The organism is Bacillus sp. FSL K6-2944, from assembly GCF_038005385.1.
Classification (GTDB): domain Bacteria; phylum Bacillota; class Bacilli; order Bacillales; family Bacillaceae_G; genus Bacillus_A; species Bacillus_A cereus.
On the sequence record NZ_JBBOTE010000002.1, the window covers coordinates 881602 to 900714 of the forward strand.

The window sequence follows — 19113 nt, forward strand, 5'->3', positions numbered from 1 at the left end:
TTAATCGTATGCTTTTATATCTGTTAATGATGGAAGAGAGGCAATTGCACCGTAATTTGTACATGTGATAGCGCCTACTTTATTTGCAAAGGAGATAAATGCTGTTAAGTCTTTGAAATGATACGAAAGTGTATGTTCACTTTGGGTAATCTGATATAACATTGCTCCAACGAAAGCGTCACCAGCACCAGTTGTATCGACTTGTTGAATGGAAATAGAAGAGACAATAGTTTGACCTTCATTTGTCGCAAGAAGGGTACCGTCTTTTCCAAGTGTAATAGCTACTACTTTTGCGCCATAATTTAATAATTTGAGTGCAGCTTGTTGTAAATCACTCTCTTTAGAGAGCATAGTAGCTTCCTCTTGACTTACTTTTACGAAGTGTGCATGTTTTATAAAGGTTAGACAATCTTGAGAGAATTGTTCTGTATTTGTAATGAGTGCACTTCGATAATTTGGATCAAAAGAAATGAAATGGCCTTTATCTTTCGCATATTGTAACAACTGAAAATACGTTTCTTTTAATGGGCTTGATAGTAAAGCTGTCGCTGAACCGAAATGTATTAAATCATTCGTTTGTATTTTTGATAAATCAATGCTATTGAATTGATATTCACCATCTGCACCACGCATAAAAGTAAAATCACGTTCGCCATCTTGATCGATGGATACGAATGCAAGTGTTGTTTGTTTATCTTTTATGAGCATGGATGTATCGACTTGCGCACGCTGTAAAGTTTGTTCAAGAAACTCACCAAATGGGTCGTTTCCTACTTGCCCCATAAATGTAGCGTGTCCACCTAATTTTGTAATCGCAGCAGCAACGTTAGCGGGTGCTCCACCAGCTTTTTTTTCGAAATCTGAACCGTTTACTAAAGAAACATTAGTATTTCGGCACACAAAATCAATTAATAGTTCACCTATACAAAAGACATTTCTCATACAATCCCTCTTTTCAGCTTATATTGTGTGATGGTAAAGTTTAGTTTTGCATCTGAAAAGATTGCGATATGATGTTTCATGTCTTTTCGAGGAAAAACTCGGGACGTAAAGACTGTTGAACCATCGTATAAGAAAATTTCCACGATGCTTTTATCTACAAATATTTGTAGTTCTATCGTATCTTGAATATCGATTTTTTTACAGCGTTCAAATCCATATTCTCCGCCAAATTGATGGTAGAAGTTGCCCCTGTCTATAGAAATAGTACCTTGTTCCCGATTAAATGTAATGGGGAAACATTCCTCCTCATTGTGGAAGAGAGAAAGACCAAAACGTTTTGCATCTTCTGTTTTAAGTGTAACAATTAATTCATAGGAGTCTTCATCATCAAGCGTTGATAATACATTTAATCCAGCTGTTATATCTCCTGAAATGTCTTTTTTTGTTGTTCGTAGTTTTGTTAATTCTGAAACTGGTTTTTGTTTTAAGATGTTATCTTCTAATGTTAATTCACGTGGAAGTGTTAGGCAATGAGCCCACATATAATCATCAGAAGGATATGTGATTTCACTTGATCCTGCCCAAGCAAACAATAGGCGACGACTAGTAGAGTCTTCTAAAGTTTGAGGGGCATAAAAATCGAACCCTTTATCAGCTTCGTAATAGGAATCAACATGGAAATATAAATTTTTAATATCGAAATGGCCTATAGCATAAACGACATTGTATACATTGTGAAAGTTTTCTCCGTCTTTTTCAATTCCTTGCGGTGAAAAGAGAAGTACATCTTTCCCTGATAATTGGAAGTAATCGGGGCATTCCCACATAAATCCGAATTCTTTTAAGTTTGTTGTAATTTCGCCTTGGAAATGCCAATTGTATAGGTCTTGTGATTTGTATAGTAATAGAGTTCCTGTTTTATTTTCACGTTGGGCACCGAGTAACATATAGTACATATCATTATGTTTCCAGACTTTTGGATCACGTACATGTTTTGTATATCCGTCAGGAATTATATCAATAACAGGATTATTACTATATTTCGTCATCGTATATTGTGAATCCATTGTTGCCATACATTGTTTTGCATCACGGGAATCATCAGGCTTTTTTATATTCCCTGTATAAAGTAGATGAAGAAGGCCATCTTTTACGATAGCACTACCAGAATATGCACCGTGTGATTCATAGCTTTCAGTAGGGATGATGGCTACAGGCATACGCTCCCAGTTAATAAGGTCTTTTGACCTCACATGCCCCCAATGCTTCATTCCATGAATGGGACCAAATGGATACCACTGATAAAAAACGTGATATTCATCATTGTAGTATGATACACCGTTAGGATCATTCATTAATCCAAATGGTGGGTGGATATGATAAATTGGTTTCCATGAATCTTGGTTTGCAATTTCATATAAAGAATGTAATTCGTCTTTATTAGATTGCAGTATTGTTTTATATTTTGACATAGGTTTTCACCCCGTTATTATTTACTTTCTTTATATAAAATGAATGTGGCAACAAAAGCAGTGATAACTGCAATAGCGAAACCAATTATATAGTGAATCATGTTCATCATGCCAAGAGGTGCAACAATTGTAAGCATCGGAATACCTGTTAAACCGTATGCATTAGCCGCTACTTGCATCCAAACAACGTAAGCGCCTCCAATTGCGCCGCCAATAGCTGCTGCAATAAATGGTTTACCAAGTTTTAAATTGACACCAAAAATAGCTGGTTCTGTAATTCCTAAAAATGCTGAAGCTGCTGCTGGAATTGCAATTTCTTTCGTTTTTTTGTTTTTTGTTTTGAAATAGACAGCTAAAGTAGCACCGCCCTGTGCAACGTTCGCCATTGACCAAATAGGGAGTAAGAAATTGACACCGATATCTTTATTTGCGAGTAAGCCCGCTTCAATAGCGTGGAAGCTATGATGTAAGCCAGTAAGAACAATTGTTGAATACAACCCACCGAATATAAGTCCAGCTACTGGTCCTGCAAATTGATAAATTGTATTTAAAAGGTACGTAATGCCGTCACCGATTTTATATCCAATTGGTCCGATAATAATAAGTGATAAAAAGCCAGTTATAATAATTGTTAAGAATGGTGTAACTAATAAATCTAAAGAGTTCGGAACACGTTTTCGAAGTTCTTTTTCAATTGTACTCATAACATATACACATAATAAAATAGGTAAAACAGTACCTTGATAGCCAATCATATCAATATCCATACCAAGGAAATGTAAAACTGTGGGTTTTGCATTTGAAAGAGTCCAAGGATTTGTTAAGCTTGGGTGAGTTAATATACCACCAACAACTGCACCTAAGAAAATGTTTCCACCAAATTCTTTAGCGGCACTAACTCCAATTAAAATGGGTAAAATGATGAAAGCTGCACTTGAGAACATATCAAGTAATTGGATAAGTGAGTGATCTCCAGGAACTAATTTAAACGCTTTCAACATTCCGAGTAGACCCATAAGTAAACCGCTTGCAACGATAGCTGGAATAATTGGAACAAAAATATTAGATAGTGTCTTTGCTAGGCGGGCGATAGGATTCATTTTTTTCTTAGGTATATCGTTTGATGTTGTAGAATCTAGTTCGGCTATTCCAATTAGTTTTGAGAATTCATCATATACTTTGTTTACTATGCCAGTTCCAAAAATAATTTGATATTGCTCGGTCGTTGCAAAAGCACCTTTTACTCCATCGATGTTTTCGATTTCTGCAGCGTTTATTTTCGTATCATCCTTTAATATAAGACGAAGGCGAGTCGCGCAATGTGTGGCACGAACAATGTTTTCCTTTCCACCAATATTCTGTATTACTTGAGTTGCAATTTGTTTCATATCCATAAAAATTCCCCCTTACTATAAATTCTCTTTTATGGAACCGGTTCCGTAATAAGTTAAAATAAAAAACAGGGAAATGATGTTGAAAATCCTGTTTTTAAAATGTGGAACCGGTTTTAATTTTATTATAGAGTGCCTTTATATTTTGTCAACGCTTTCTTGGATTTTTAATGTATAACGGGAGTGTAATATTTTTGGTATAGTTTTGTTTTCAACAAGCTGTGAAAGAGAAGTGGCAGCAAGCTTTCCAGCATACTCATAGTCAAACGCAATTGTCGTTAAACTAGGGTGTACCATTTCTGAAATATCATATCCACCGAATCCTGTTACAGAAATATCACCTGGTACAGAAAGAGAGTGGGAGTGAATGACTTTCATTGCGCCAAGAGCGATGTTATCTGTAGCACATACGATAAGAGTTGGGCGATTATTATCTAAAATATGTTGTACTTGTTTCATGGCATCTTCTATGCGGAAAGTTGTTTCGTAATATGAAACGTTGCAAGTCGGTTCTAAATTTTCAATTGCTTTTTGAAAACCATTTTTTCGATTTATTCCAACAGAAATATCATCTTTTTCTATCCCTAAATAGGCAATATGTCGATGGCCTTGCGATAAAACGTATGCCCCTAACTCATAAGCTGCATCATAATCATCGTGAACGAGGCAATATTGATCTTTATATTCTTGCCCGACGAATAAAATAGGGATGTTTGAATTAGCCATAATTTTTTGATGTTCATTCGTCAATGTTTTTGTTAATAAAATAATGCCAGCTACCTTTTGTTTTATAAAGTTTTCAATTGCTTGTATTTCAGTTCCGGTTGTTTGATTTGCATTTGCTACAAGCATTTGATAGTTATTTTCCTGTAATGTTTTATCGATCCCGATAAGTGTTTTCATTGTAGCGAAGGAGTCTAATCGGGGGATGATGACACCAATTAAATTTGTTGTTTTTGCTTTTAAACTTTGAGCAAATGTATTGGGAGAGAAATTTGTTTCTTGAATAATACCTTCGATTTTAAGTTTTGTTTTATCACTTACATATCCGCCGTTTAAGTAACGAGAGACTGTGCTTTTTGCAACTCCAGCCAATTTGGCGATATCTGCAATTGTTTTAGCCATAGTATTTCACCTTCGTATTCATAAAAATGTTAACTTTATTATAGGGAGAATTAGAGATGACGTAAACAAGAAGAGGGAAAGAAAAAACCACCTCACGTATATGAGGTGGAATAATTGTTAATATCTAGGCTTAAATGTATGACAACAAGTCTCTACACTCGTTGCTACAGAACTTTCTAGCGTCTCGTTTGTTAAAACAGCAGCTGTATATGAATCATTTTCAGTTTGACCAGTTTCATCTGCATCAGGCTGAACGATGATCGCACTTGCTTGACAAAAGTTACCTTGTCCCCAAAAAGAACAGTTGGAAACAGAACATCTTACTTCTGGCATAAAACCCCCTCCTTATACATTAGTGTGGGATTTTACGCCCATTTCATGTGTAGAAGGAGTTTCCTTTTCTAATTACTTTTTCGTTTGTTCAAGCCATTCTTTTAATTTGTCTTTCGGCTGTTCACCGCTAATACGGCTCACTTCTTTGCCATCTTTAAAATGAATGATTGTTGGTGTACCTTGAATTTTATATTCATCCCAAGGAGCATCTAATTTTTCAATATCCATAACTTTCATATCAACGTTCAAGTCTTTAGCCATTGGCACTACGACAGGAGATAATTTTTGGCAATGAACGCAAGATGTTTGATAAAAGTATACTGTTTCTTCTTTTTTCTCTTTTAAGTTCTTTTGAAGATCTGAAAGAGAAATTTTATTTGTGTAGTAGTCAGGACCATCTGTTTGACTACCAGTAGCATTATCAATTTTTTGGCTAGTTGAAGCGTTTTTTTCTTCCATTTGTGTTACAGCGAAAATTGCCGCAAACAAGGCGATAATAATACCACCAAATATAAGCATTTTTTTCATTCTTTCATCTCCTTATTTGTTTTTGATGACAATAAAGCTACAAACAGCGATTGTAATAAAGCCGATAAGTGCTAAAAACGGGATTGTCACAAAACCGAACCAGTTTATGTATTCTCCCGTACATGGTACACGTCCACAAGCTGCCCCAGCAGCTGAAAATGCTGCGACTTTTTGAATTGCATAGTGATATAAAGAAATACAAGCACCAATAGTTGCGATTGGTAAAGAATAACTTGCAATGCGATAATCTTTCTTTGCTACAGCGATACCAAGCCATAAAACGAATGGATACATAAAAATACGTTGATACCAACAAAGAACACAAGGCTCAAATTTCATGATTTCGGAAAAGTACAGACTTCCTAGTGTAGCGATAAAAGAAGCTCCCCATGCGGTAAGTAAAGCATATTCTTGCTTTTTTTCTCGTCCCATATTTTATACCTCTCTTATAATAGTTACATACTAAATTATAGTATGAAGTAGTATGGAAAAGAAAGAAAAAATATGTTTATCAATAAAAGTTTTATAAGGAGAAACTTTTATTGATATAAACATTTTAAAAAAGCGCCATTCTCCGGAAGAGAATAGCGCTATATTTTACATTTGAATTTGTTCTACTTCTTCTACATGCGACTTTTGGGATGCGTGGTCAATATATTGAAATAGGAGCTGCAATTGTTTATCAACTTCTGGAAGTTCTTTACTGTATTGATAAGCGTGTAAAAAATGCTCAATACGTTTAGAAAATAATTGATCGTTCGTTTGAACCATGAGAACGAGTAATTTATCCCAATTACAGCAATACGTGTAATAGAGAGCTTTATCATAGTCGTTATATGTTTGCACTGTGTACCCTCCTTACCGAGAGTTATATATAGTGTGTGATAAGTAAGGGGAAATACACTTGAAAGAATTTGTTAAGAAAAAAAGTGAATGAAAAGAAAAAACGAGGAGTTTCCTCGTTTTTTAAGCTTTTGGCATTGGCGTAGGTGTTGGTTTGCCATAGCCTTCTTTGTATTTATTATCGATATAGTTACGAATTTCAAGCGTTGATTTTCCTTTTTGTTTCATGGAAGCAGATTCAACTGCGATTTCTAGGCAATTGACGCAAGTCGTTGCATGGGAGTCCCAAACAACTTCACCATTCTTTTTAATTTCACGAATAAAGCAGTTTTTATTATTTTTATGTCCTACACTTTCACCGCAACCACAATAGCATGGAATCCAATCTAATAGTTCTGCATTTTGTCCAGCGACAGTGTAGATATCTTTCATTTGTGGATCAAGCTTGTCTAGGAAGGTAGGAAGTGTGTCGACTCCTTTTGTTTTCTCTTGAATGTCAGCTTGCTGAGTGTGCGATGCGTGGTCATGTTCTTCTTTTTTTGATTCAGAAGATTTTTGGTCATTTGTACTAGTACTTTCGCATCCAGCAAGAATTAAGCTTAGTACTGCAAGTAAAGAAAATACATACTTTTTCATTCGCTTGTCCCCTTTACAAATGTATTAATCAAATTGTATCAGACTAAGGGACACCTAGGGAGAAGTTTTTTTTGAACGATTTTTGAAGTACCATCTTAGTGAATGAAACAAAAATAAAATTGGGATATAAGCGTATACAATATATAAACCCGCTTGAGATAGTACGGTATTTAATGTGTTGATACTTTCACGGTTTGTGAAAAGTAGAGAAGCTGAAAATATGATGAAAATAAAAAACGGTAATGTAAATTTAAATGAAATATGAAAGGAACGCTTCATCGTTTGACATGATGACCAAATGGTTAAGCAGAGGTTTGGTAAAATAATTAAAAACCAAACGAAAATAATAATATATTCAAAGCGCTGGATAAAAGGAACTTTAATTATTTTTAACATCGTTAAAGTAGGCCAAATAGTACGGTTTAATTGTCCCTCGCTGTAATACATAAAAGATACGATAGCTAAAACTACATAAATTAAGGTGCTAAAAGCAATTCCAGCATGGGCCCATCGCTTTAAAGATTTTCCTTTTTCAATAAAGGGATAAAAGATAAGAATTGTTTCAAACCCCAGAAATTCCAATGCGGATTGTTTTGCAGATATAAGCATGTCAAAAGGTGAATGTGTAAAAATAGGTAAAATATTACGAAAATGAGCATATTTCATTGGATAGATTAAAAAGAATACAACGAAAATAGGAAGAACAATACCCCAAAAACATATCCCTGTCACAGAACGGAAGCCACCTTTTATAATGTAGTAAGTGACTAATAAAAACATAAGCGTAAGTTTCCATAACTTAATGGTAGGGAAAATCCAAACTTGTATCACTTCCATATACGTACGAAGAACCGTAAGGCAAAATAATAAGCAATAAAGAGTGAAAATTACAGAAAATATAGAGCCAACCCATTTTCCAAAGGTTGTTGTATGAATGCTAATTAAATCTCCGTCTTTTTCAAGCATTTTTAACATACAAAACAGCACAATATGAGTTGCAATTCCCGCAATAATAAGAGAAATCCAGGCATCATAACCAGCGTTTTTTAAAATTACACGTTGATATCCGAGAATTCCTATACCAATCTGGAGAGAATGCAATAAAATAAATGCAAAATATGGAGAGACTGTCTTTGTTTTATTCATTGTATTCATTGCTTATTTCACCTGTTATGAAGTGACCTTTGTCAATAGTTTTTCACCCATAATATTTTTCTTGATGGCATACAAAAGCTTCAGAAATAAGATCTATCGACAGTTAACCACTCTGTTATTCGTGGATTGGTTACCTCAGGTTAATGGTTCGTCGTTAGGCTCTTATAATCTCACTGCGTGGATCACACCTTTTCAAATTCTAATAAATAGCTTGTTTATCAGAATTTCAGCCATGCCAGAAGAGGTGAGTCATAGATAGCCAGACCTGTAATTCACTATCTCTGAAGCTCATCTATGCCATCAATTGATACCTTTGGTTTCTAACTATGAATGAATCAATCAACTTCATATCCTTCCCTCTTTATTTTCGGTGAATTTTACCTGTTTCTAATCCCCATATAAAACACCCCAGTTCTCTTGCGATAGCTGTAACGGCAACATTTCTAGGTTTCCCTTGATATATCATGCGATAATATTTTCTTTGTAACCTTTCTACAGCCTGATCCGCATAAGCAATCACTTCGCTTCGTTGCCCTTTTTGTCTTGCTTTCACTCGCTTCGATTTTAATCCGATTGTTCCTTTTACCAACGCATTTGCACATTCTACAAGAGTAGACCTAACGGTCGAATTTCCTTGTTTTGTAATCGAACGTCGACTGATTTTTTCTCCACTTGAGCTTTCGCTTGGTGTCAATCCTACATAAGCCATAAATGCTTTAGCCGTGGGAAAACGAGTGAAGTCTGCAATTTCCACATGAACAGTCATTGCCGATGTTGTATCTATACCTTTTAAGCATCTTAAATTTGCGATTGGTTCTTCGTACCTTTCACGATGAGATAATTCTTCTAATCTCAGACTGAACCGCTCAATTTTATCGACTAGAACATCATACTGTAATAGGTATTCGCCTAACGTTTCTTTGAATAATCCTTGTAGATCAAGATTCTTTAACCATTTCATATAAGCGATTGTCCAGCTTGATTTCCCTTCATACACATAGCCATGCCTTAAAAGGAATGCTTTTATCTGTTGTTTTATTTTTTTCAAAGATGTTTTAAAATCACCTAACATGCGGATATACTCTTTCACGGCAACATCCTCTTCTTCTGGAACATATACTTCTTTATAGGTGCCATTTGCTAAATTAAGAGCAATCATTTTGGCATCGAATTTATCATTTTTAACCATTTTATTTTTTGATGAACTGTACATTGTTGTGGGAGCTAAAATATCACAATCAATTCCATTTTGTTCAAGAAGATTATGAAGTGAATACCCTAAACAACCAGCCTCATATCCAGCTTTAATTTTTATATCTTCACCATATTTTGTTTTCAGTTTCTCAACGAATTTTTTTACGAGAGATACATTTGAAGCACATCGTGCTTCTCTTACAATTTCCCCAGTTGTTCCGTGTAGTGCACATAAGCTAAAACTTTCCTTGTGGACATCCATCCCAATATAGATTATATTTTCCATAGTGGCCTCCTATTATCATAGGGTATAACCCCATTCATAATGTTTTCATTCATTATTATGGGTTAAAATCCCTGACTTGATAATCTAGGAGGTCGCTTCATATTATCTCACTATTCTCCGATTCCAGATTGTACAATATTAAGATCTAAATTTACATCCACCGCTACATTTTTATACATATTTCGAATTTGTGTTATATTCCATTTTCTCGTATGGCTTCTAATTTCATCTCGTATTCCTAAAGGATCAATTTCCTTTTCTTGAAATTGTTTTATTAGATCTTCACAGTCTTTTTCAACATTTCGTTCAATTTGTTTTTTTATATAGTTGATATTTGTTTCTTTTCTTAAATCAATCCAATTAGGAGAGTTTTTAATTAATCCATTTAATTTTAAATGGATTTTTACTTTTGGTATGTCGCCAGTTTGATCTATATTATACTTATTTTCCCCAGCTAAGTTTTGTATAACAACCATACCTTTATGTTTATCCTTTTTTATCGCTGCTTCGTAACGTCCATTTTTCGTAGGATTAATAAGTAATTTTGCTAAAACAGAATGTCTTTTATCCGTATACATGACGACTTTATCGCCTTTTAAAAAGGCAAGCCCTTTGACAGCGACAGAATGATTATCGTCCATTTTAATATAAGGAACATAGGCATCACATACGGAAGAGTAATAATTATATAAAAAAGTGTTTAATTCGGTTTGTGGAATGTTTTCATTTCTTATATTTTGTTCGAGTAAGTCAGCAATATATAAAGACCCATTTTTTTTTCCGTAATTTAAAAGCTCTTCAGCTGATCCATCTACAATTGCTAGTTGTACATCACGCCCGATATTTGGGTCACGTTGTAAGTTAGTAATAATCTCTCCCATTCCGTGTTCTCCTAGAGCTTTTCCAAATAGGACGACACGCATTTGACCTACAACGACATTGTGAGGAGATTTTGCATTTAATCGTGAAGCGATTGTCTCAAGTGAACGGGCAGATGTTGATTGCGTTTCTGGTTTAGACTTTACACCATGTGTGTACTCTGGGAATAGAATAGTTCCTTGGAATCTTTTCTTTTTTGTGATGTCAAATCCAGCGATATGAATAATACGCTGCGTATCCACTATATAGGTTTGTGTACAGCCAGTTTGTAAAATGAAGAAGATAATGATAATAAGGTGCAATAAACATTTTTTCATTCATTCTCACCATCACGTTTTTGCTTCGCTTTGTTTGGATTATAGCGCCATTTTGATTTTGGTCTAAGAAAAGAAGGTCTTTGAGCTGTTTGACTAAATGGTAATCGAAGAAAACCTTCTGCTGTACCTAAACCACGAAATGGATATAAAGGTAATAAATAAGGTGATCCAAGTGATTTTAATTTAATTAAATGAGCTAAAATAAATACAAATCCGACAATAAGACCTAATCCTCCGAATGCACCGGCTAAAAGAATAAGTGGAAAGCGTAATAACCGGATAGTAGAAGACATCTTTACGGTCGGTGTTGTGAAAGATGCAAGAGCGGATAAAGCAACTGCAATTAATAAAATTGTACTAGTCAAAGCTGCCTCCACGGATGCTTGGCCAATTACAATCCCCCCAACAATACCAATCGTTTGTCCGACTTTTGTCGGTAAACGCGCTCCAGCTTCACGAAGCAATTCAATTGTAATTTCTAAAAAGAGTGCTTCTAGAATGGGAGGGAAAGGTACGTTAGCTCTCGAGAAAATAATAGGACCTAGTAAATCAGCTGGAATCATTTGATAATGATATGTTAAAGCCGCTGTATAAATAGCGGAGGAAAAAAGAGAAAATATAGCTCCGAAAAAACGAATAATACGAAAGAACGATCCAATCATCCACGGTAAATAATAATCTTCTGGTGAAATGAAAAAATCCAGTAACGTTGTTGGTCCTGATAAAGCATATGGAGAGCCATCTGTTAAAATTAAAACTTCCCCGTTAATTAATGCAAATACAGCTCGATCTAATCGTTCTGTAGGTAATAGAACTGGAAAAGGTGAATTGCTATTATCACTAATAAATTGCTCAATCATAGTTGAATCAAACGGGACATCAAAGTCAATGTCTTCTAGCCGTTGTATTGCGGTGTTGATAAATTGTTCATTTGTAATTCCTTCTATATAAGCAACTGCTACTTTCGTTTTTGACATAGATCCGACGGTAACTTCTTTAAAAATGAGTTGCTCCGTTACGATATTTCGGCGTAATAAGTGGATATTTGTATCAAGGTTTTCAACGAAACCGATTTTAGGCCCGATTACGCTATACTCATTTTCTGTATCGTTATATAATCGTGTTCCTAAAACAGTACTTTCGGCACGAATTAAAGCATATTGATCAGGATTCGAATTGTTTTTTAAGCGTATTAAAATATATCCACCTAATAATTTCTCACGAATATCATCAATAGAAGGGGAGGTAATAATGTCTTCAATAGAGACGATATTACATAAATCAGAGATGTTTTGGATTTGTTCCGATTCCTTTTTTAGAGGAGTTAAAATGAATTGTTTAATAATAAGTGCTTCCACGACAGATTTATAATAAAACAAGCACAATGTTTCATTTTCAAGTACGTTATGAGAAACAAAGTCGCTTGATTCTTTCATGGTTTGTATAAATTCTGGAATAGAACAAAGTGTTTTTGTATTAGTCTTTTTTGATTTTTTAGATGATAAACCGAACATTTTCTCACCCCTAACTTACATCATTTACTTGTGTTAGTTTTTGGGAAAGACGGGAATTTATACTTAAAAATTGAAAGTTCATAAAGAAAAGGAAGAGTGGTGAATGCCTCTTCCTTTTTAGCATTTTAATTTGTTTTTTGTTCTTTAATAGACTTCACTAATTTCATCATTTCCGCTCGTATATCTTCTCTTTTTACATTTAATTTTTCGGCAATTTGTTTAATGTCCATTCCATCTTTTTTCATCTTTAATACATCATCAAGAGGAGTATTGCTTTTTTGAGAGATGATTGTTAACACAGTAAGATGACGCAATTTGATGTTATATTCTTTCATTTTTTGCTTTAGCTGATCCGGTGTGGATTTTTGCATAGTTGCTAACTGTTGTAGCAGTTCTTGCTTTGTTTCTTTATTCATATGATGCTTTTTCAGCTTACTTGGATCTATACCGAAATGCTCGGCTGTTTTCTCCCAAGATTTATTTTGCTTATAGTAAGCTAAAACATCTTTTATTTCTTTATTACTAATTCTTGCAATATGAGCAGCTTTCCAAATTTCATGTTTGTTATAGCCGAGTTTTTCTAGCGATTGCATTTCTTCTTCTGAAATTGGGTTATGGTGATGCAGTGTTACTTCTTTTGGCGTGGCAGCGGATATAGGGAAGGTGGATATCCCGCATAATAATGCTGCCATAGTCATACAAACAGCGATTTTTTTGTACATGTAAACTCCTCCTAGATGGATAATGTAGAAAACTGTACACATATCATTTCCATAAAATGTGAAATACTTGTGAACAAGTTAAGTTTTTTTATTCACAGCATGGAATGACGTTTTTAGAAGTTTTCCAACATAAAACATTGATTAATAGTAAAAAACTAAGGTATAATCGAAATTGAAAATCAATATCAATACTAATGATAAACTTATACATATAGATAAAAATAAGGGAGAGATAAATATGACTACATATACTTCCATCGCTAATGTGATTAAAGAAAGACGCTCTGTTCGTACATTTACAGACAAAGCAGTAGAAAAAGATTTATTAATTGAACTATTAAACGACGCAACATGGGCACCAAATCATAAGCACCGTGAACCATGGAATTGTAAACTATACATCGGAGAAGGCCGCAAGAAATTAGTAGATGCGGTATTAAACTCTTTCACGGAAGAAGAAAGAGCGAAACGCGGTAAAATTTTATCAGATCGTTTCTTAAGCACGCCTGCACAAATCGTTGTATATATAAATGAAGATCCACGTCAAATTCAACGTGATGAAGATTACGCTGCAACATGTGCATTTATGCAAAACTTCCAACTTCTTGCTTGGGAACGTGGATTAGGTTGCGTTTGGAAATCAGGCGGATTAAACTACAATCCATTATTTATAGAAGGAATCGGTTTAACAAGAGGCCAACGTATCGTTGGAATTCTTCATATCGGCTATTTCGATAAAGCACCAGAAGGAAAAGCTCGTACTCCGATTACGGAGAAGATGGAGATTATCGAAGGTTAATAGATGAGACATTCTCGTTTTTGCGGGGGTGTCTTTTTATTATGCAATCAATCCTCATGAAAGCTTGTTTTTCATCATACACTTTCTTAAGGGAAAGTGTAAGGAGGGAAAATAATGAGAGCAAGTGATGATAAAGCACTGCAATATGCGATTGCGGAAATTACGGAAATTGCGACTGGATTTGGGCTTGATTTTTATCCGATGCGTTATGAAATATGTCCAGCGGAAATTATTTATACATTTGGTGCATATGGGATGCCGACAAGGTTTTCACATTGGAGTTTTGGAAAACAATTTTTCAGAATGAAATTACAATACGATTTAGGACTTAGTAAAATATACGAACTCGTTATTAACTCTGATCCATGTTACGCCTTTTTATTAGATACGAACTCTTTAATTCAAAACAAATTAATTGTAGCGCACGTTTTAGCACACTGTGATTTCTTCAAAAATAATATTCGTTTTTCAAATACGAAGCGAGACATGGTGGAGAGTATGGCGGCAACAGCGGACCGTGTGAAAGCGTATGAGCATAAGTACGGAAAGGCAGAGGTAGAAACATTTTTAGATGCCGTACTTGCCATTCAAGAGCATATTGATCCGTCGCTTATGCGTCCGAAGCTCGCATGGAGTATTGATGATTTAGAAGATGAAGAAGTAGAAAAGAAAAAGGTGTCGCAATACGATGATTTATGGAATTTAGATAATCGCAATAAAAAGCAGGAACGTTCTAATGTGCGTAAAAAGAAGAAAATTCCACCACAACCAGAGAAAGATTTACTGCTCTTTATTGAAGAATATAGCCGTGAGTTAGAAGATTGGCAGCGTGATATATTAACGATGATGCGCGAAGAAATGTTATATTTTTGGCCACAGCTTGAAACGAAAATCATGAACGAAGGCTGGGCATCCTACTGGCATCAACGCATACTTCGTGAAATGGACTTAACCTCTGATGAAGCAATTGAATTTGCGAAATTAAATGCAGGTGTTGTACAGCCATCAAAAACAAGTATTAATCCATACTACCTCGGTATTAAAATCTTTGAAGATATTGAAGAACGGTACAATAATCCGACTGAAGAAATGAAACGACGAGGCGTAAAACCAGGATCTGGCCGTGACAAAATGTTTGAAGTACGCGAAATTGAATGGGACGTATCGTTCCTAAGAAACTACTTAAATAAAGATCTTGTTATGCGAGAAGATATGTACTTATTCCAGCGCCAAGGAAAAGAATATAAAGTAATAGATAAAGAATGGGAGAATGTGCGTGATCAACTCGTAAATATGCGGACAAATGGTGGGTTCCCGTACTTAGTAGTAGAAGATGGAGACTACTTAAAGAACGGAGAATTATACATTAAACATAGTTACGAAGGAATCGAGCTCGATTTAAAATACTTAGAAAAAGTATTACCATATCTTCATCAGCTATGGGGAAGAACGGTGCATATGGAGTCGATTGTGGAGAGTAAGGGCGTTGTGTTTTCTTATGATGGGAAGATGGTGCATCGGAAGTATGTGTGAGGGGAAGAACGGACATAGGATACTGTGTCCGTTCTTTTTTATTTAAAATAGGAAAAATATGCTATTCTTGAAAAAAGGGAGTTACATAGAGAAATGGAGTGATTTAAATGAGCAAAGTAGGGATATGTAAGGTTGATATTACGCCGCCTGTAGGTATTGATTTTGTCGGATATCATAGAGAGACAGGCATAAATAATGTTGAAGAACGTATTTACGGGACAGTTTTTGTATTTGAAAAAGATGAAATGAAGACTGTGTTTATAAGTATTGATAATATTGGGATGCTAGTAGAAGATACGAATATGATTCGTGAGCGAGTAGCAAGTAGGCTTCATGTGCCATTTGAGCGAATAACGGTTGTTTATACTCATACGCATTCCGGTCCAGAGACAGTCGGTGATAATCCGCTAGTGCAGTCGTATAAAACGATTTTAGTAAATAATGTAGTGCATGGTGCTATTACTGCGAATAACAACTTGAAGCTATGTGAAGTTGGCTGGGGTGTTACGACAGGTGATATTGGGGTAAATCGAAGAGAGAGAACATGTGATGGAAGAGCGAAGATGTGAACAAATATAGATGGTGTTGTAGATAAGCGAATTGGTATGTTAGCAATAAGAGATGCTGAAACGAAGGAGTTATCTGGGATTTTAGTATTTTGTACTGCGCATCCTAATATTTTAAAAGGTGATAGTGATGAATTATCAGCGGATTATCCTGGAATGACGAGAGAGATTTTAGAGCAGATAGTGAACTGCCCTGTTATTATCGTTCAAGGTGCCGCTGGAAATGTGAATGCGAAGTACCGCGGTTCAAGTGAAGCGTTAAAACAAATGGCCTATTTACTTAGTGGACATGTATTAATGATGTTGCCAACAGTTACATATAGCTCAATTGTAAATTTAAGGACAGTTTCGAGTATGATGCAAATGAAGTTGAAGGATATTCCTGAATTTGATGAGATACGAAGCATGGCTCGATTAGCCGAGAAGCAGTGGGGCGTGAATACGGATGAATGGCTTACTATCGTTTTAGAGAAATATGAGCAAGGTATTCGGCGGTTAAGTATTGATTTAGAAGTGCAGTTATTTCAAGTTAATGATGGTATGTTTTCAGGTTTACCGATGGAACCTTTTTCGGAAACGGCATTAGAAGTGAAAGAGAATCTTCAAAATGAATTAGCTTTCTTTGGTGGATATACGAATGGATATATTGGTTATTTACCAACGAAGGAAGAATTCTTATATGGTGGGTATGAAGTGGAATTAAGCCCTGTTGTGTATGGACCGGTTACGAATTTATTGATACCACCGGAGGAGAATACTGCGGAGTTGGTTGTGAAGAGAGTTATGGAATTATATAACGCGTAAAAAATATATTTAGTAGAATAAAATTTAAAGAAATTAATGATTTTTAATACATCTGTAGAAAACGAATCCATTTTGAAGAAGATGAATCAAAATGGATTCGTTTTTTGTTTACCAGACAGGTCGTATATTTGATGATAATTTCTCTGTATTTTCTTTAGTAACGAATGTTGTTAAATCCTCTTTCAGTATTTGCATTCGTTCTATACCTATGTTTTCAATCCATCGCTGTTCTATTTCAGCTACTATTTCTTCTTTTACTTTCATTACTGACAAACCACGTTCGGTTAAAACGATGATTTTACCTCTTTTATCAGTAGGATGTGTTTTGCGTGTAACGTAGCCATTACTCTCAAGAGAATCCACCATTTTACTTACAGCTTGTTTGGAAATCCCCAAATACTCAGCTAGCTCTATACCAGTTGCCCCATTAGGAAGGATGCGTTTGAACATAAAACCATGTGCTGGCCTAATATCTTCAAATCCTAATTCACTTAATTTGTCATGTAGCTCAGTGATTAATGTGCTAAATGATAATGATAAAAGCGATGTAAGATCTAACTCGTTAAATGTTTGATCCATGTATATAACCTCCGCGCTTGTAGTCAATTAAGTTGACTATATGTAATGCCTATTGTACTATACATAATATAGTCAATCAAATTGACTATATTATGTCGGTAGAACAAATAATGATTTATATAATATAGAATCAATGGAGGTTTCACATGGTTAATATCGTGAAAATTAGAGGGAGTGTATTTGCACCGTATGCATCGCTGGAACCTATTAAGGACCCTGCAACAGGAAGAGTGTTTGAATATGCTGGAGATGCACGTGAGTTTACACCACAAGCTGTGAACACAAAGCGTTCAAGGTTAGAACAAGAAGTGAATATTGATTTTTATAAAAGAGAAATTTTCACATATGCAGATGCTTGTATCGTCACCGTGAAGATTACAAATTCAGATGGCTCAATTGAGTATCAAAAGGGAGAAACAAGTACAGAAAACATTGTATGTACAAATATTGTATGGAGTGAAGATGAAGTTTCATTTGAAATGAGAGCAAGTGCAAGTAATCCTTTAAACGCAGCAGCACCTGCAGCTGATTATTTTTTGACTATACGAGCTAATGAAAGTGGCACTGTGAATATTGAAGGTGTACATGATGGTTTCCCTTGCTATGAATTTTATAAACAAGTAGATTTTGGTTCGTTTGAATTGATATACACACATGATTTCAGAAAAACGGATGATACCCCAGCAGCACTAGCTGGAGAGATGGAATATAGCTTTAAAACGACAGTCTAAACATAAATATAGCGCTATTTTTTAGAAGGAAATAGAAAAGTAAAAGAGAAATCTATTGGTTTTAGGATTGAAATTATGGTCTGTTTTATTTAATAAGCATTCAGCATCTAAAATAAAATTATAGAGGTGTTTCTTATGACTAATATCGTGAAAATTAGAGCCAGTGTATTTATTCCAATGTCTTGGACTGAGGCTAAGAAGGATATGGAAACAGAAAAAGTAATTCAATTCGAAGGTGATTCACGTGAATTCACACCGTATGCGGTAAATGCGATGCGCTCTAGAGTTGAGCAAGAGGTAGTAGTTGATTTCTATAAAGAAGAAGTGTTTTCATATGCGAACACGGGTATTACGACCGAGAAGATTACAAGTCCAGATGGTTCTGTGAGTAAAAGAACAGGGAAAGCAAGTACAGAAAATATTGTGTGCACTGATATCACATGGAATTCTGAAGGTGTGCAATTCAAAATGAGTGCGAGTGCAAGTAATCCATTAAATGTATATGCACCTCCTGTGGATTATGTATTAAATGTATGTGTGAAACAGGATGGTAGTATTGATATTCAAGGGGAGCATGATGGATTCCCTTGTTTTGAATTTTATAAGCAAGTAGATTTCGGTTCATTTGAAAAAATATATACACATGATTTTAGAGAAACTGGTGATACAGCGGCAGCCCTAGGCGGGAACATGGAGTATAGTTTTACAAAGAGATTATAGGAAGTATGATAATAGAACGATGGATTGATTCATTCGTAAAGAAC

The 19113-nt window shown here is 35.1% G+C and carries 19 protein-coding genes and 1 pseudogene; 5 read left to right on the forward strand and 15 right to left on the reverse strand.

Features of this window, described 5'->3' with window-relative positions:
* The 14 genes from MHH55_RS25595 to MHH55_RS25660 form a co-directional block, all read right to left on the reverse strand.
* Entirely contained in the window at positions 1-942 is a 942-nt protein-coding gene (locus tag MHH55_RS25595; protein ID WP_078187134.1) for a carbohydrate kinase family protein, read from the reverse strand.
* Complete coding sequence (scrB, locus tag MHH55_RS25600) at positions 939-2414, reverse strand: beta-fructofuranosidase (protein ID WP_000049750.1); 1476 nt, start codon at positions 2412-2414, stop codon at positions 939-941. Before scrB ends, MHH55_RS25595 begins: the two co-directional genes overlap by 4 nt.
* A 17-nt stretch (positions 2415-2431) precedes the next feature.
* Positions 2432-3808, reverse strand: a complete 1377-nt coding sequence (locus MHH55_RS25605; RefSeq protein WP_000367320.1) for a sucrose-specific PTS transporter subunit IIBC — start codon at positions 3806-3808, stop codon at positions 2432-2434.
* Positions 3809-3943: 135 nt separating this feature from the next.
* Positions 3944-4930 (reverse strand): LacI family DNA-binding transcriptional regulator, encoded by a 987-nt coding sequence (locus MHH55_RS25610; RefSeq protein WP_001140402.1) that lies wholly within the window; start codon positions 4928-4930, stop codon positions 3944-3946.
* A 117-nt stretch (positions 4931-5047) separates the two neighbouring features.
* The gene (locus MHH55_RS25615) at positions 5048-5263 is read right to left on the reverse strand and encodes a DUF1540 domain-containing protein (RefSeq protein WP_001115482.1); all 216 of its coding nucleotides are present in this window, start codon (positions 5261-5263) and stop codon (positions 5048-5050) included.
* Between the two features lie 72 nt (positions 5264-5335).
* On the reverse strand, positions 5336-5791 hold the full coding sequence (locus tag MHH55_RS25620; protein WP_000738435.1) for a thioredoxin family protein: 456 nt from the start codon (positions 5789-5791) through the stop codon (positions 5336-5338).
* Positions 5792-5803: 12 nt separating this feature from the next.
* Entirely contained in the window at positions 5804-6223 is a 420-nt protein-coding gene (locus MHH55_RS25625) for a disulfide formation protein C (protein ID WP_000532265.1), read from the reverse strand.
* 165 nt (positions 6224-6388) lie between these two features.
* Entirely contained in the window at positions 6389-6637 is a 249-nt protein-coding gene (locus tag MHH55_RS25630; RefSeq protein WP_001195459.1) for a YhdB family protein, read from the reverse strand.
* A gap of 120 nt (positions 6638-6757) precedes the next feature.
* Entirely contained in the window at positions 6758-7270 is a 513-nt protein-coding gene (locus MHH55_RS25635; RefSeq protein WP_078187133.1) for a PCYCGC domain-containing protein, read from the reverse strand.
* A 54-nt stretch (positions 7271-7324) separates the two neighbouring features.
* Entirely contained in the window at positions 7325-8425 is a 1101-nt protein-coding gene (locus MHH55_RS25640) for a GerAB/ArcD/ProY family transporter (RefSeq protein WP_001095038.1), read from the reverse strand.
* Between the two features lie 361 nt (positions 8426-8786).
* The gene (locus tag MHH55_RS25645) at positions 8787-9905 is read right to left on the reverse strand and encodes an IS110 family transposase (RefSeq protein WP_340880263.1); all 1119 of its coding nucleotides are present in this window, start codon (positions 9903-9905) and stop codon (positions 8787-8789) included.
* A 110-nt stretch (positions 9906-10015) separates the two neighbouring features.
* On the reverse strand, positions 10016-11101 hold the full coding sequence (locus MHH55_RS25650) for a Ger(x)C family spore germination protein (protein ID WP_078187587.1): 1086 nt from the start codon (positions 11099-11101) through the stop codon (positions 10016-10018).
* Positions 11098-12615, reverse strand: a complete 1518-nt coding sequence (locus tag MHH55_RS25655) for a spore germination protein (RefSeq protein WP_000467483.1) — start codon at positions 12613-12615, stop codon at positions 11098-11100. Before MHH55_RS25655 ends, MHH55_RS25650 begins: the two co-directional genes overlap by 4 nt.
* A 125-nt stretch (positions 12616-12740) precedes the next feature.
* Complete coding sequence (locus MHH55_RS25660; RefSeq protein WP_000276966.1) at positions 12741-13337, reverse strand: hypothetical protein; 597 nt, start codon at positions 13335-13337, stop codon at positions 12741-12743.
* A 238-nt stretch (positions 13338-13575) separates the two neighbouring features.
* Between MHH55_RS25660 and MHH55_RS25665 the strand changes: the two genes are divergently transcribed.
* The 3 genes and pseudogenes from MHH55_RS25665 (at position 13576) to MHH55_RS25675 (ending at position 17039) form a co-directional block, all read left to right on the forward strand.
* Entirely contained in the window at positions 13576-14136 is a 561-nt protein-coding gene (locus MHH55_RS25665) for a nitroreductase family protein (protein WP_000214819.1), read from the forward strand.
* A 114-nt stretch (positions 14137-14250) separates the two neighbouring features.
* Positions 14251-15669, forward strand: a complete 1419-nt coding sequence (spoVR, locus tag MHH55_RS25670) for a stage V sporulation protein SpoVR (protein ID WP_001202693.1) — start codon at positions 14251-14253, stop codon at positions 15667-15669.
* 107 nt (positions 15670-15776) lie between these two features.
* Positions 15777-17039 (forward strand): annotated as a pseudogene (locus MHH55_RS25675) (neutral/alkaline non-lysosomal ceramidase N-terminal domain-containing protein).
* Positions 17040-17147: 108 nt separating this feature from the next.
* On the opposite strand, the gene MHH55_RS25680 reads toward MHH55_RS25675, so the two are convergent.
* On the reverse strand, positions 17148-17618 hold the full coding sequence (locus MHH55_RS25680) for a MarR family winged helix-turn-helix transcriptional regulator (RefSeq protein WP_000372891.1): 471 nt from the start codon (positions 17616-17618) through the stop codon (positions 17148-17150).
* 146 nt (positions 17619-17764) lie between these two features.
* On the opposite strand from MHH55_RS25680, the gene MHH55_RS25685 reads away from it, so the two are divergent.
* Together MHH55_RS25685 and MHH55_RS25690 are read left to right on the forward strand one after the other, a co-directional pair.
* Entirely contained in the window at positions 17765-18349 is a 585-nt protein-coding gene (locus tag MHH55_RS25685) for a DUF3238 domain-containing protein (protein WP_000247265.1), read from the forward strand.
* A gap of 135 nt (positions 18350-18484) precedes the next feature.
* Entirely contained in the window at positions 18485-19069 is a 585-nt protein-coding gene (locus MHH55_RS25690) for a DUF3238 domain-containing protein (protein ID WP_000182101.1), read from the forward strand.
* Positions 19070-19113: the final 44 nt, after the last annotated feature.

What these genes read in the sequence shown, in the direction of transcription:
- MHH55_RS25610 (WP_001140402.1), bottom strand. Translation starts at nt 4,930, where the DNA reads ATGGCTAAAACAATTGCAGATATCGCCAAATTGGCTGGAGTTGCAAAA.
- MHH55_RS25595 (WP_078187134.1), bottom strand. Translation starts at nt 942, where the DNA reads ATGAGAAATGTCTTTTGTATAGGTGAACTATTAATTGATTTTGTGTGC.
- MHH55_RS25685 (WP_000247265.1), top strand. Translation starts at nt 17,765, where the DNA reads ATGGTTAATATCGTGAAAATTAGAGGGAGTGTATTTGCACCGTATGCA.
- MHH55_RS25690 (WP_000182101.1), top strand. Translation starts at nt 18,485, where the DNA reads ATGACTAATATCGTGAAAATTAGAGCCAGTGTATTTATTCCAATGTCT.
- MHH55_RS25645 (WP_340880263.1), bottom strand. Translation starts at nt 9,905, where the DNA reads ATGGAAAATATAATCTATATTGGGATGGATGTCCACAAGGAAAGTTTT.
- MHH55_RS25680 (WP_000372891.1), bottom strand. Translation starts at nt 17,618, where the DNA reads ATGGATCAAACATTTAACGAGTTAGATCTTACATCGCTTTTATCATTA.
- MHH55_RS25660 (WP_000276966.1), bottom strand. Translation starts at nt 13,337, where the DNA reads ATGTACAAAAAAATCGCTGTTTGTATGACTATGGCAGCATTATTATGC.
- MHH55_RS25635 (WP_078187133.1), bottom strand. Translation starts at nt 7,270, where the DNA reads ATGAAAAAGTATGTATTTTCTTTACTTGCAGTACTAAGCTTAATTCTT.
- MHH55_RS25625 (WP_000532265.1), bottom strand. Translation starts at nt 6,223, where the DNA reads ATGGGACGAGAAAAAAAGCAAGAATATGCTTTACTTACCGCATGGGGA.
- MHH55_RS25620 (WP_000738435.1), bottom strand. Translation starts at nt 5,791, where the DNA reads ATGAAAAAAATGCTTATATTTGGTGGTATTATTATCGCCTTGTTTGCG.
- spoVR (WP_001202693.1), top strand. Translation starts at nt 14,251, where the DNA reads ATGAGAGCAAGTGATGATAAAGCACTGCAATATGCGATTGCGGAAATT.
- MHH55_RS25640 (WP_001095038.1), bottom strand. Translation starts at nt 8,425, where the DNA reads ATGAATACAATGAATAAAACAAAGACAGTCTCTCCATATTTTGCATTT.
- MHH55_RS25615 (WP_001115482.1), bottom strand. Translation starts at nt 5,263, where the DNA reads ATGCCAGAAGTAAGATGTTCTGTTTCCAACTGTTCTTTTTGGGGACAA.
- MHH55_RS25665 (WP_000214819.1), top strand. Translation starts at nt 13,576, where the DNA reads ATGACTACATATACTTCCATCGCTAATGTGATTAAAGAAAGACGCTCT.
- scrB (WP_000049750.1), bottom strand. Translation starts at nt 2,414, where the DNA reads ATGTCAAAATATAAAACAATACTGCAATCTAATAAAGACGAATTACAT.
- MHH55_RS25655 (WP_000467483.1), bottom strand. Translation starts at nt 12,615, where the DNA reads ATGTTCGGTTTATCATCTAAAAAATCAAAAAAGACTAATACAAAAACA.
- MHH55_RS25650 (WP_078187587.1), bottom strand. Translation starts at nt 11,101, where the DNA reads ATGAAAAAATGTTTATTGCACCTTATTATCATTATCTTCTTCATTTTA.
- MHH55_RS25605 (WP_000367320.1), bottom strand. Translation starts at nt 3,808, where the DNA reads ATGGATATGAAACAAATTGCAACTCAAGTAATACAGAATATTGGTGGA.